Source organism: Butyrivibrio sp. (assembly GCF_017433805.1).
Classification (GTDB): Bacteria; Bacillota; Clostridia; order Lachnospirales; family Lachnospiraceae; genus Butyrivibrio.
On the sequence record NZ_JAFRGN010000027.1, the window covers coordinates 1 to 14,044 of the forward strand.

Annotated in this window: 11 protein-coding genes; 10 read left to right on the top strand and 1 reads right to left on the bottom strand. The window is 40.1% G+C overall.

The window, feature by feature from the left end; all coding sequences use genetic code 11:
* The first annotated feature begins 457 nt into the window (after positions 1 to 457).
* Genes IJI01_RS06880 through IJI01_RS06890 form a run of 3 tightly spaced genes read left to right on the top strand, consistent with a single transcriptional unit; the run spans position 458 to position 7,696 of the window.
* Positions 458 to 2,776: a hypothetical protein gene (locus IJI01_RS06880; protein ID WP_292187814.1), complete on the top strand. Its 2,319-nt coding sequence runs from the start codon at positions 458 to 460 to the stop codon at positions 2,774 to 2,776.
* A gap of 32 nt (positions 2,777 to 2,808) precedes the next feature.
* Positions 2,809 to 4,551: an Hsp70 family protein gene (locus IJI01_RS06885; RefSeq protein ID WP_292187817.1), complete on the top strand. Its 1,743-nt coding sequence runs from the start codon at positions 2,809 to 2,811 to the stop codon at positions 4,549 to 4,551.
* Positions 4,552 to 4,561: 10 nt separating this feature from the next.
* Positions 4,562 to 7,696 (top strand): toll/interleukin-1 receptor domain-containing protein, encoded by a 3,135-nt coding sequence (locus IJI01_RS06890; protein WP_292187820.1) that lies wholly within the window; start codon positions 4,562 to 4,564, stop codon positions 7,694 to 7,696.
* Positions 7,697 to 7,718: 22 nt separating this feature from the next.
* Here IJI01_RS06890 and IJI01_RS06895 read toward each other — a convergent pair whose 3' ends face one another.
* Entirely contained in the window at positions 7,719 to 8,378 is a 660-nt protein-coding gene (locus IJI01_RS06895; RefSeq protein ID WP_292187823.1) for a hypothetical protein, read from the bottom strand.
* A gap of 233 nt (positions 8,379 to 8,611) precedes the next feature.
* Here IJI01_RS06895 and IJI01_RS06900 point away from each other — a divergent pair, with 233 nt between their 5' ends.
* From IJI01_RS06900 to IJI01_RS06930, 7 genes are all read left to right on the top strand, one after another.
* Positions 8,612 to 9,133 (top strand): RNA polymerase sigma factor, encoded by a 522-nt coding sequence (locus tag IJI01_RS06900; protein ID WP_292187826.1) that lies wholly within the window; start codon positions 8,612 to 8,614, stop codon positions 9,131 to 9,133.
* Positions 9,130 to 9,573 carry a hypothetical protein gene (locus tag IJI01_RS06905; protein ID WP_292187829.1) on the top strand — a complete coding sequence of 148 codons (444 nt, stop codon included), beginning with the start codon at positions 9,130 to 9,132 and terminating at the stop codon, positions 9,571 to 9,573. The genes IJI01_RS06900 and IJI01_RS06905 overlap by 4 nt, the downstream gene beginning before the upstream one ends.
* Positions 9,574 to 9,588: 15 nt before the next feature.
* Positions 9,589 to 10,170, top strand: a complete 582-nt coding sequence (locus IJI01_RS06910) for a hypothetical protein (protein ID WP_292187832.1) — start codon at positions 9,589 to 9,591, stop codon at positions 10,168 to 10,170.
* Between the two features lie 35 nt (positions 10,171 to 10,205).
* Complete coding sequence (locus IJI01_RS06915; RefSeq protein ID WP_292187834.1) at positions 10,206 to 10,511, top strand: LiaF transmembrane domain-containing protein; 306 nt, start codon at positions 10,206 to 10,208, stop codon at positions 10,509 to 10,511.
* Positions 10,512 to 10,835: 324 nt separating this feature from the next.
* The gene (locus tag IJI01_RS06920; RefSeq protein ID WP_292187836.1) at positions 10,836 to 11,489 is read left to right on the top strand and encodes an endonuclease III domain-containing protein; all 654 of its coding nucleotides are present in this window, start codon (positions 10,836 to 10,838) and stop codon (positions 11,487 to 11,489) included.
* Positions 11,490 to 11,523: 34 nt separating this feature from the next.
* Positions 11,524 to 13,479 (top strand): fructose-1,6-bisphosphatase, encoded by a 1,956-nt coding sequence (locus IJI01_RS06925; RefSeq protein WP_292187838.1) that lies wholly within the window; start codon positions 11,524 to 11,526, stop codon positions 13,477 to 13,479.
* A gap of 269 nt (positions 13,480 to 13,748) precedes the next feature.
* Positions 13,749 to 13,967, top strand: a complete 219-nt coding sequence (locus IJI01_RS06930) for a hypothetical protein (RefSeq protein ID WP_292187840.1) — start codon at positions 13,749 to 13,751, stop codon at positions 13,965 to 13,967.
* The last annotated feature ends 77 nt before the right edge of the window (positions 13,968 to 14,044 follow it).

A 14,044-nucleotide genomic window follows, 5' to 3' on the forward strand; every position in this document is an offset into this window, starting at 1 on the left:
GATTTTACACGTGCTCAGCAGGCGGATTTCCATCCGTCTATTTGTTGTGTAAATAACCATGGAAAAAGAGGATGCTGGAACAATTCCAACATCCTCTTTAAAACTTTTCCCTCATGTTACAATGCTAACTTAATGACATTGCTCGCTTATGAGCTATGGCTTTTTTAGTATATAGACACAGGAAAAGACTAAGTATATGAACTCTCATTTCATAAATTTTCAATTAGATGGCCATAAAATTGATGCAGATACAGGGAAAGAGATGATGAAATCTGAACAAAGACCAGCAATTCGCGCCAGTTGGGGACTTTTTGGGAGAGTATTCAGGAGGCAATCCGATGTGATATAATTAACGGGTTTGTAAATAAAATTGCAGCATCTTAATAGATGTTAATGTATATAATATGGTGTCGAAAGAATTATTATAAAGCCATATTGTGTTGGGGTGAGTATAGATATGAACAAAAGTATTTGGGAATGGCTCGGAATAGAGCCGACAGGCAATATAAGTGAAATTAAGAAGGCCTATTCAGAGGCTGCCAAGAAGTATCATCCGGCTGAGCATCCGGAGGAGTTCAGACTGCTTCGTGACAGCTATAAAAAGGCTATGGAATATGCAAAGGGCTGTAACGAGGGTACAGCCACAAGCCCATACATAGAAGAACATTTAGCAAGGCAGGCCAAGGAAGCATTTAAAGATAAAAAAGACAATCTGACATTCGACAATATATCAAATGTTGAAAATCCCCTTAAGAAGGCTGAAAAAGAAAGTCTGAGTTTTGATCAGATTTCAAATGCAACAAATCCTCTTAAAATGGATGAACAGAAAGAACAGGAGGAATTTGACTTTGAGCAGATAGGAAAAACTGTAGAGGAGCCGGAAAAGCCGGGACTTGATTTTAGCAAAATTGATGGCATAGACAGATTGTCAGCAAGACAAAGCAGAATGCTTTATTTTGCGGGAGAGATGCTCTTTGCGGCTTCGGCAAAACCTGAAAAATATGGTTGCAGGGAGATAGCAGAGGCTATTTTCTATAACTGGGATAAAGAGCCTTATGCAGGTGAAATAACGCCTTCCTTTATTGAACTGTTCATTGACATGCTGGGATCTGTAAGCGGATTTGACAAGCAGGCCATAGAGGTAATAGAGAATACATTATTTGGTAATAAAAGCGGAAGTGAATATGATGAGCTTCGTGCCAGATTCAAGGCTTCCCTGATAGAAAACCCTAATGTTAAGCGTTACAAAGACAAAGCGGAGCGGAATGATATAACAAACTTTTTGATAAAGTACACCGAAACTGCGACTCATTCGAGCAGCTTTCAATATGTTATTCCTGAAGGAAAGATCAAGCCCTTATTAAAGGGAACAGTATATCCTGTCAGAAACATTTTATTGTTTGTGGGAATGCGGCATGAGTATTATTTCATTGAAGATCTGACATTGAGGGTTAATGAAAAGACAGATGAGCTCACTATTACAGATGCAGTTAACAAGGTAATCCTTAAAGTGCCTGCTACACATAAAGATTATCAGTTCCTGTGCAGCCATCTTGTTGAATACGGATGCAAGGTTATTAGCGAAGAGAGTATAAACATAAAAACGTTTATCAGTCCATTAAACAGTGCAGGCAAGCTATTTGTATATTTTACGAGCAGGTTCAAGATGTTTGCCATATCCCTTGTTACTGCTTTTTTGATCTTGAGTATTTTCTCTATAACAATGAATGCCGATTTTGAAAACATAATACTTAATGCTATAAGGGTATTCGTGATATTCGTCTCCTTATTAACAGTTTGGATACCTGTTGCACTATGTGCGATTTCCGGACTATCCTCAGCAGTATATCTGATAAGCATGATCTTTTTTGTTCCTGTGATTGGAGAAATGCTGCGGGATATTAAAAATGGAGATGCCGTGTATGAACGAGGCGCCGGAGTGTTTATTTTTAAAAGATATATAGTATCTGTAGCCGGTTCTCACTATCAGGTACTTCCTATAGAAAAGATCATGTCTTTTAATCTGACCAAACCTGAAAGTCCGGATAGACAAGCTACTATTACCTGCAATACTACAATCGGGATCAGCAAGAGCTTTTTTGCTGGATTATATACACCTGCCATGGCTGTGTATATGCTATTGGAGGAAAGACTGCACGCTATAAAAGAGCAGCTTTTGTCTCCTTCACTTGAGAGAAAGTATGAACGTCTTAAAGCCCGTAAAATAAGACCATTTCTTAGTCCCTTCTTACTTGACAGAAACATGAGGGACACCTACCAGATGGCTGCTGCTGTTATTCCTATAGCTATAGCTGCTACAACTTTTGCTGTACTAGATTATGCTAATGCTGGGTCACGCAGCTATCAAGGAATGTTGTTTTATAGAGAGGCAGCAGCTGCCGTACTATTTTGCCTGGTAGGACTTATCAGCCTTATTCCGATTTGGAGTTTTAGAAGATATTCATCCGAGCTTCTTATAAACATCGGAATACAGTGCAAGCATATGCCATCTTATTACAACAAAGTGTACGGAATATATGTACTCAAAGACTATTTTGTATCAATAGATAAGTGGATGCTTACAATCATTCCATATAACGATATTGTAGCAATAGGCAAAGAAGTTATTGGCGGGAAATCCGTGATCAGAATACAGACAACAGATAAAAAAGGGTACGTCTGGGGAAATAACAAAAACGTACAAGCCAGGATCAATGCTCAAAACATCAATGAGATACTGGGGCATTACGTTGAGCTTACTAAGAAGACTGCATAATTAAATTTATAATGAGGGAAGTGTGAAAAAAGATGATAGTTGGAATAGATTTAGGTACTACAAATTCACTTGTAAGCGCCTGGACAGATGAAGGAATTACACTAATTCCTAATGAATTCGGAGAATATCTTACCCCTTCAGTTGTTTCTTTTGATGGAAAAGAGGCCATTGTGGGTAAGACAGCCAAGGAAAGGCTTGTTACTCATCCTGATAAGACAGCAAGTGAGTTCAAGAGACAGATGGGAAAAGATGTCAAATATAATCTTGGACTTGGACGCTCTTTTACCCCGGTTGAGTTGTCTGCGATAGTACTCAGAAAGCTTATCGCTGATGCAGAAAAGTATATTGGGGAAAAGGTGGATTCTGCCGTAATAAGTGTTCCGGCCTACTTTGATGATCATCAGAGAGAGGCTACAAGAATGGCAGGAATCAAGGCAGGAATTAAGGTTACACAGCTTGTTAATGAGCCTTCAGCAGCGGCTTTATCCTATCACTATGACAACATGGATCAGGATGATAAGTTTATAGTATTTGACTTTGGAGGCGGAACGCTGGATGTTACGCTGGTTGAGGCCTTTGATAATATGGTTGAGATCTGCAATATTTCTGGTGACAATGCACTCGGAGGCAAGGATTTTAACGAGATCATAGCTCTGGATATCTGCAAGAGCCATGGCATAAACTGGGATAAACTTGATAACAGGAATAAAGCTGTTCTGATAAATTGCGGAGAGAGTATCAAGATCAGGCTTTCAGACAGCGATACTACCAAAACAGTTGTAAATGCAGCAGGGGATGAATTTGAGTACGAACTTGACCAGCAAAGGTTTATCGATATTTCTGCTTCTGTATTCAGAAGGCTTACTATTGTTCTGAAAAGGCTCATGAATGATGCCAGTCTATCGACTGACGATATTGACGGAGTTATCATGGTTGGCGGATCTTCCAAGATGCCAAGTGTCAGAGCCTATATGGAATCTCTTTTCCCGGGCAAGATCATGGTTGATCCTCAGGGGGATGTGGCTATCTGCAGAGGCGCAGGAATTGTGACAGGTATCAATTTGAGAAAAGAGTCAGTAAAAGACATAGTCATGACAGATATTTGTCCATTTTCCCTTGGAGTAGAAGTAATAGGCGATAAAATGGCAGTCATTATCCCTAAGAACCAGATTCTTCCCTATAGTAAGCAGAACAAGTTTTATACTGTCAGCAATATGCAAAAGAAAATTGAATTTAATGTCTATCAGGGCGAGAAGCTCAAGGCTTCAAGTAACCTTAAGCTTGATACTATCGTGCTGGATGTCCCACCAAGGCCCAAGGGAGAAGTCTTTGCAAATGTCAGATTCTCTTATGATCTTAATGGTATTTTTGATATCGACATTTATTGCCCTGCAAATGGAGCTGAGATTCACAGAAGCCGCGGTGCTCAGGATGGAATTGATCAGGATGAGCTGATGAATATCAAGCTCAGGATGGATGAGCTTAAGCAGGATCCAAGAGAAATTCCGGAGATCAAGTATCTTCTTGAGAAGGCACAGAGACTGTACGAAGAGGGCAATCAGATACAGAGACAGTTCCTCGAAGAGGAGATATACAGCTTTAATGACCTTTTGGACAGAGCTTCGATAATTGACTGCAAGAAGGCGGCAGCAGTCTTCTCTATTAGACTTGACAGGCTGGAAAAGAGTATGTTCAGTTTTGACAATGAGGCTGAAGATCTCTGGGAACAGTATATTGAGGAAAACATGGAAAATAAAGATCCGGATAAGGTTTGAGGTTTTAGAAATGAGTTTACATTATAACGCGTTTATTTCCTATAAGCATGCTGAACTTGACAACAAGGTGGCGGCAGCTATTGAGTGGGATCTTGAGCACTACCACATTCCTAAAAAAATACAGAAAAAGACAGGCTACAAGAAGATAGAGAGGATATTCAGAGACAAGGATGAACTCCCTATTACAAGTGACCTTAGTAATACTATTGAGGAGGCACTTTTTAATTCGGATTTCCTTATTGTTTTGTGTTCTACAAACACACATTTATCCACCTGGGTTGAGAGAGAGATTAAGCTCTTTTTACAAAATCATCCTCAGGAAAATGTGCTTACTGTCTTAGTTGACGGTGAGCCACATGATGTAATTCCGCAGATTCTCCAGAACAGAGAGGTTGAGAAATATAATGAAAAGGGTGAACTGGTCAAAGAACTTGTGCCAGTTGAGCCACTTTCCTGTGACTATCGTCTTCCAAGAAGAGAAGCTAAGAGCGTAGAGCTTCCAAGACTTGCAGCAACTCTTATTGGCTGTTCTTATAATGAGCTTATGAATAGACAGCGTCAGTACAAGATGAAGAGACTTACAGCGATCTTCTCAGGTGCAATGGCACTTGCTGTTGGCTTTGGCGCATACATGCTCTATAGTAACGCAAGGATCAACGAGAACTACACCCAGTCACTGATCAGTCAGTCCAAATATCTTTCAAATGCTTCAGGTCAGCTTCTTAATGCGGACAAGAGAATAGATGCGCTTCACCTTGCACTGGCTGCACTTCCTAATGAAGAGAACCCGGACAGGCCGATTATCCCTGAGGCTGTGAGTGCTCTTACCAAGGCATCACTTGCTTATACAGCTACAAAAGGCTCCAGCATTTCTGCGACCTGGAACTACAATATGCAGGATCTGGTCAAGGACTACTATATTGATAGGTTTGGCTGCTCTTTTGCTGCCATGGATAAGTCAAATAATATCAGAGTCTGGAACAGGGATACACATGAGCTTTTATATGAATACACATCTCTTGATAAAGAAGCTCAGTCATATGCGTATATTGCAACAGACCTGCTTCTTATCTGCAGTTCCAAGTATATGCAGGCTGTGGATGTGACTACAGGTACAATTAAGTGGGAAAAAGAACAGCTTGGTGGGGATGACGTTATAGCAACGCTTATCACGGAATCTCCTGTTGTTATGGAGGATGGAAGTGTTCTTATAGGAACCTACGATGATGGACTGTTCAAGCTATCAGCAGAAACAGGTGAGATTCTGGAAAGATATATTATTGAGCCTGAAGATGCTGATAAATACACTGCTAGTGTAGAATTTGACGGTTTTAAGCTGTCTCCAGACCAGAAGAACATTATATTCAAGGGACAGGATGATCATTATTCTGATACAAAGATCATCTTCTACAATCTGGAAACAAAGGAGCTTCGCACGGTTGACCTTGTAGAAGCAGGTGTTCTGCAGTCTGGCTACTATCTTGATAGATATGATTATGTTGATAAAGACAATATCATGCTGGTTGTGGATACTACAGAAGGCTACGGCTCTTATGGCTTCCTTGATATGGATGTTCTGACTACGAACTATAGGACAATTTACTGCATTGATGCCAACAAGTTCGAGTTAAAATGGACAAATGTATTTAGCTATAATGCTATTCCATATGGCTCAAGATTCATAGATCTGTATAACTCTAATGAGATCTGCTATTGCTGCGGAAACATGATCAGTGTGTGGGATAAGGATACAGGAGAACTCCATGAAGAGTTCAATGTCAACGAGAGTATTGTTGGCGTAGCTGATTCACATGATGGCAATTATCCAAGTTTTATTACCAGAAGTGGTAAAATGGGCAATCCGATCACTGTTCAGGGCCTTACTAACATGGCTGTACAGGATACCTTTACAAGTGGAATTGAAATGATTGCTTTTGGAAAAGGAGCTTATGTAAATACCGACAATTCGAGCACTATTATCTTTTATGAGCAGGGCGTTCATGATAGTGAGTATAAAGACTTTGATAATACCCCAGAGTTTAAGAGCATTTTAGATAATGATTACCGTCTTGAGGGTGACGTGCTCGCAGTTCTGGCTGCTACAACTGATGGAAGCAAGACAATGATGGCATTCTTTAATGCTGCAACCAAAGAGTTCATGGGCCAGGTACAGATAGGCGGTGATGATACCTACAGTTTTCAACTGGTGGGCCTTAAGGATGATATAGCACGAGTTACCCATAAAGAAGATGATAGTCTGGTACTTCTTGAAATAGATGCTCATACTCTTGAGGTAAAAAAGACAACGATTGAAGAAGATTACTCTTTATCTTTTGTGGATCCGATCTATTCAAATGGGAAGCTTATCTTCTTCAGAAATCCAATTATAGAGGGAATGTCCATAGTTGTAAAAGATATGGAAACTGGAAAAGAGGATACCTTCGGAATTGAGAAAACTGTATACAGCTGGGGATATAACGAGGAGTTAAATCTTCTCTACGTTGCTACTAAAGCCTTTGATGCTGTGATCGACCTTGAGACACATGAAAACTACGAGGTCATTCATTCAGCGGACTGGGAACAAACTAAATGTATTACCATAGATTCACAGAATAAGAGAATTATGGTATCAGACAATCAGTACGTTCAGATGCTTGATCTTGAAGGCAATGAAATATTTAAAGTGCGTACTCCTAACGTAGAAGTATATGGTATGACCATATATACTCCTAAAAAGGAAGGCTCCAGAACAGAATTCCTTGCAGCATATGGAAATGGTGATATCTACAGATATGATGCAGAGACAGGTGAGTATCTCGGAAGGTCTGAACTTGCATATAATAAGGTTTATGATAATGCATCATTTACCTTCGACTATGAGCAGAATGTATTGTTCCTGAAGCTTGGTTCACTCCTTAGCCTTATTGATCTTGATAGCTGGAAATTGATCACATATATGAATTCAGAGCTTGCATATCACAAGCCTACTGATACATTTCTAGTTTATGCCTACGATACTATCAAGGAGTCAAGGGTAGGATATTTCAGGCATTATACTGTAGAAGAACTTATCCAGAAGGGTAATGACATGCTAAAGGGCCAGGAGATGAGTGAAACACTCAAGGATACCTACGGACTTAAATAATGATATTAAAAAAGACGCTTGTTTAAGCGTCTTTTTTTTCGTCCTTTATTATGTACAGAAGAGCGAAGGCTATCAGGAATAACTCTCCGAACATACTTATAAAAAAGATTATGTCTTTTCGTCCGATTGCAGGTCCGAGGCCGGCAAAGAAGAACATCAAAAATGCTGATAAAAACAGGAATGGATTCTTTTGCTTCTTCCAGGCTATGATTCCGCACACGATCATTGGAATAACTGTTCCAAAGGAAAGTAAGGCAGATACTATAATTGCCCAGGTTGGTGATGAATGGGACATTGAGTGTCTCATGACATCCTGATACTGCACTACTTCGAGTTTTAAGGCAAAAGCATGAGCAAGGCCAAGGGCGATGACAATTGCAGTGAAGGCCCAGATGATCTTCATGGTGCGAGGCTTAGCCTTTAGACCATAGCCACATATAGGTATGAGCAGCGGAATAAGTGTTCCGTGAGCTATGAAGCGAATTCTGCTGATGTTCTCTGGGAGACCACCATAAGGAGCACCGATCGCGATAAAGAAAGCATCAATAAAAAGTCCGATACAGATCAGTAACACACAAAGAGTCATAGGTCTTTTAGTGCGAAGGTATCTCTTAAGAAGTGTCGCAGCAAGAAGCAGCTCCAGCGTAGCAATGATACCGATTAATGTAGTTAAATGCAGCATGATATGTGTAAATACTCCTTTACATTGATATAATTATTATGAACATACCTAAAATAGGCAGTTTAGGTGTGTATACAATATTTTATCAAAAAATTTTGAAAATGTTGAAGACTTTTTTATTTCTATTTCGTTATATCTAATGAAGGGGCAAGAGTACAGACTTATTCCATATTGTTGATAAGTTTGTACCTGGGCAAAATTCGCTGGCGAATAATCTATGAAAGGAAGAAACAGTGGGGAATACAGATTCTAAAGAAAAGTTAATACAGCTGATGAACTCATATAAGAATCTTGTGTTCTCTGTATGCCTCAAGCTTACAGGTGATTATTTCGCAGCGGAAGATATAGCCCAGGAAACCTTCATTTCGGCATATGAACATCTTGATGAGTTTGATGGAACTTCGGAAAAAGCCTGGCTATGCAGAATTGCAAGTAATAAGTGTATCGACTATCTCAAGGCGGCAGAGCGGCGCGCAGTTCCGGCTTCCGATGAGGAAACACTTCTAATGGAGAGTACGAGGGACGGTCCACCGGAAGTCTTCGCTACCAGAGATGTACTACAGGAAGTAGAGGGCAAATGCAAGGACCTTCCTGAAGGCTACGCTGAGATAGCGAGAATGTACTTCATGGGAAGCATGTCGGCCCGGGAAATATCAGACAAGATGGGCATTCCTGTTAAAACAGTACAAACAAAGATATACAGAGCCCGGGAAATGCTAAAGAAAACTGTGAGAAAGGAGGATCTGCTGGCATGAGTAAGGATTATGAATATTTATCTGATCAGGAACTTAATAGTCTCATTGAGAGCGTAGAGGCGGAAGGTATTGTAAATGCTCCGGAAGATTTTATGACTGAAGTTCTGGACAACATTGTAGAAATAGACAAGTACAGAATTACAGCTGTACCTGGACCAAGTAATAGAAATATTCTTGATTATAGTATTTATTGCCTCAAGGTCTTTGGATCAATAGCCGCAGCAATCCTTATCATGGTGATGGTTCCATTTATCAGAGGAGCTGAGCGGGTTCCGGACAGAGCAGAGATTGTATCTCAGATTTCAGTTCCTTCCAAAGAGGATGTGGTTTCTCAAAAACCAGTGAAATCAAAAGAAGAAGTTTTGAATAAGCAAACGCAAGCCCCTGATTTTATTACAGATATTGAGACATGGTTTGACAGTTTACCTATTAGTAAATAAGCGGAGGATCATATTATGAAACCAACTAAGAAAAATAACTTTTTTACCTTTATATTCTCATTCCTTCCTGGAGCAGCTGAGATGTATATGGGCTTTATGAAGAATGGATTCAGCATACTTGCCATATTCATGGGAGCATGTGCACTGTGTGTGGCAGGAGCAGATTTCATGATGCCAATCGTATTTCTGATCTGGTGCTATGGCTTCTTCCATGCCAGAAATGTAGCCAAACTTGATGATGCAAGCTTTGCCGCATTTGACGATGCCTATGTATGGGAAGAATTTGACACAAAAAGAGCTATCAATGTTCCAGCAGATAAACTTAGAATTGGTGCAGCTATTGTACTTATCTTTGTTGGTCTTGGCATTATCTGGAACTATGTAAGTGAAATAATTATTATGCTTATTCCTAATGAATATTGGGATTATCTGTATCCTATTATTTACAATATTCCTAGCGTAGTGATCGCTATTGCTCTTATTGCATTTGGTGTTATGCTCATCTCCGGCAAGAAAAAAGAGCTCGCAATTCCTAAGAATGCAGCAGATGTTGTAGCTACAGAGGTCTTCGTAGCTAAGGATGTTAAGACTGATTAATTAGGTTAACAGATACTAAGGAAGGAATTATATCTATGGATAATACAATAAGAGTACATAGAGTAGGCTCTATCACCACAGGCCTGGGAATGATAGCTATTGGTGTAGCATTTCTTCTTCACCTGTTCCTTGGCATAGTCAGCTACGAGCTGATCTTCAGACTGTGGCCACTTATGATAATTGGTCTTGGAATCGAGCTTCTCATTTCAAACTTTATGACAGATAAGATTGTGTACGACAAGGCAGCAATCTTTCTGATGATAGTGATTGTGTTCTTCGCAATGGGAATGGCCGGAGCAGATATGTGCTTTGAACATATTGGTGATGCGATGATGTTCTGAGTTTCTCTGAATTTTCTGAGTTTTTCTTTTGGTATTGGAGTGTTACGATATTGCAGCTAAGAGTTATCTGTATTGCAAATGATTTTTACTGCTGATTTTAGAAAAAGACAAATCCAGCGGTAGCCTGAATTATTGGTTACTGCCAGATTTGTCTTTTTTGAGTTTTGATAGTAACAAACTCATTTATGCCCCAGAAAATATATTCATCCATTCCCAAAGAACAAGAAAATCAATAATTTATAGAGAAATAAGCGAATATTAAATCGGAATATGTATTAATATAATAGTAGAACCAATACAACTTCCACCCTCAAGGAGTATACCATGACCAAGAAAAAGCTTGCATTAGAAGTAATTGAGAGACTAAGAAAAGAATATCCTGATGCAGTCTGCACGCTGGCTTATGACAAGGCATGGCAGCTTCTGGTAAGCGTGCGTCTGGCTGCCCAGTGCACTGATAAAAGAGTAGACATGATAACTCCATTACTATATGAGAAGTATCCAACCCTGGAGGCTTTGGCAGATGCTCCTGTGGACAAGATCGAAGAGATAGTTCGCCCATGCGGTCTTGGTAATTCCAAAGCCAGAGATATTTCTGCATGCATGAAGATGCTAAGAGATGAGTACGGCGGAATAGTACCGGATACTATGGAGGAACTTCTTAAACTCCCTGGAGTTGGCAGGAAGAGCGCCAATCTTGTCCTTGGTGATGTTTATGGTAAGCCTGCAATAGTGACAGATACCCACTGTATCAGACTCTGTAATCTTATTGGCCTTGTTGATAACATCAAGGAACCAGGCAAGGTGGAAAAAGAGCTATGGAAGATCATCCCTCCAGAAGAAGGAAATGCACTTTGTCACCGTTTCGTAACACACGGAAGAGAAGTGTGTGTTGCACGAAGGCCAGACTGTGACAGATGCTGTCTCAAAGATATATGCAAAACGGGAAAAGCAACTATAAAGAAAACAACCAAGTAACCAGTGACCACAGTTTCATCTAGTTAGGGGAAAAATGAGAGATATCGAATATTTACGACTTCTTAGCAAAGAATTTCCAAATGCAAGAAAGGCAGGGGCAGAGATAATCAATCTGCGTGCTATTTGTGCCCTTCCCAAGGGAACAGAGTATTTCTTTTCAGATATTCATGGAGAGTATGACAGCTTCTCACATCTTCTTAGAAGCTCATCCGGTATCATAAGAGCCAAGATTGAAGAGACCTTCGGAAATATGATGTCAGAGGCAGAGCAGCTTGAGCTTGCCAATCTCATATACTATCCAAGAGAAGCAATCAGTAAATACAGGCACGACGAGAACACTGATGCCAAGGTTCTTCATGAGTACCAGAAGATAGCCATCAACAGACTCATTGCAATCTGCAGGGTTGTTAGCTCTAAGTACACCAGGTCCAAGGTCCGCAAGAAGATGCCTCAGGACTACGCCTATGCCATAGATGAGCTTTTGCATCTCGACATAAATGACGGCAACAAGAAGCTCTATTACAATGAGATCATTAGCGGAATCATAGAGATAGATTCTGGAGATGAATTCATTATCGCGCTTTGCGAGCTTATCCAGAACCTTACAATCGATTCTCTTCATATTATAGGTGATATTTTCGACAGAGGCCCAAGACCTGATCTTGTTATGGAAGAAATCATGAACTTCCATGATGTTGACATTCAGTGGGGCAATCATGATATAGACTGGATGGGAGCAGCCTGTGGTAATGAGGCTTGTATTGCCAATGTACTTAGAATAGGAACCAGCTATAACTGTTTTGATGCGCTGGAGGATGGTTACGGGATCAACCTTCGCCCTCTTTCCATGTTTGCTGCAGAGGTTTATGGGGGTGACCCTTGTACGTGCTTTAGACCACATCTTCTGGACGAGAACAAATATGATTCAGTTAACCCTGAGCTTGCAGCCAAAATGTGTAAGGCAATCACTATTATCCAGTTCAAATTAGAAGGACAGCTTATCAGGAAGCACCCTGAGTATAAGCTTGATAACAGACTCCTTCTTGATAAGGTGGATTACAAAAAGGGAACCATTACTATAGGTAAAAAGACCTATCAGCTCAAGGATACAAACTTCCCGACAATAGATCCTGCAAATCCATATGAACTGACAGATGAGGAAAAAGAGCTTATGCGAACACTTCGCTTTAGCTTTATTCATTCGCAGCTTCTTATTAAGCATGTTCAGTTTCTATATTCCCACGGCGCTATGTACCGGACTGTTAACAATAACCTTTTATATCATGGCTGTATTCCCATGGATGATAAGGGCGAGTTCATGTGCATGGAAACCAGAGATGGCAAATACGCAGGGAAAGAGCTTATGGATTACCTTAATGTTAAGATTCATGATGCCTTTTTCCTTGATCCAAGAGATGATGCAGACAAAAAACAGGATGCAGTTGATCTCATGTGGTATCTCTGGTGTGGCCCCAGGTCACCTCTTTTTGGAAAAGACAAAATGACAACCTTTGAGCATCTCTTTTTGAGTCAGGAAAAAGACCTTTGCGTTGAGAAGTTCAATCCATATTACAGTTTTTCTGCGAAAGAGGAGTGTGCAGACAAACTCATAAAAGAATTTGGACTTGATCCTGAATGGGCGCATATCATAAATGGCCATGTACCTGTTAAGACCAAAAAGGGAGAGAGTCCCGTTAAGGCTGGCGGTAAGCTCTATATCATAGATGGCGGAATATCCAAGGCATATCATGAGCAGACGGGTATTGCGGGATACACACTTATTTTTAATTCTCATCATCTTGCTCTTGCTGCCCACAAACCTTTTGTTAAGGGACAGGAGAACACGCCTGCGATTCAGATCACAGAGAAGACCAAAAAGAGGATTCTTGTGAAAGACACAGATATCGGAAAGGGCTTACAGAGACAGATTGAAGACCTCAAAGAATTATTATCGGCATATGAGAGTGGTTTGATTAGAGAGAGGTTCTAATTATAAAATTTATAAACGGTTGATGAAAAGACAGTATTTGTCTAGCATCAACCGTTATTTTTATGCCAACAACTATATCTTGTGGTTGGCAATTATAAAATATCTAAATTTTCTATGTATAATTTCAAACGTTTGCTTTATTTTGCATTCATTATGTTCATTTTCTTTTAAGCGGAATCCGCAATTTTAGGGGCTTTGTATGATGCACTTTATGATGAAGTCGCCTGTATCATGATTTTAAAAGAGGATACAAGAAAGGATACATTGCCATGAAGAGAAGAACATCTAAGACAAATTATCCAGATCCTGAAAGAAACAAAGGAACCTTCATCGTGAGGGTCGACTATTGTCAGAGAAATACCTGGCAAGGCCGAGTAATATGGGCCGAGGAAAATAAAATTCTAAGGTTCAGAAGTGCCCTTGAGCTGATCAGACTAATGGACGAGGCATTAGGCGAGGGCCAGGAAGTTCACATTCTTGCTGAATGATCGGCAATCTAAAAACTAGATGATCATCAAAAAATCCCAATCATTACAATCAGTCAGAAGTACCTACTAACCGGCAC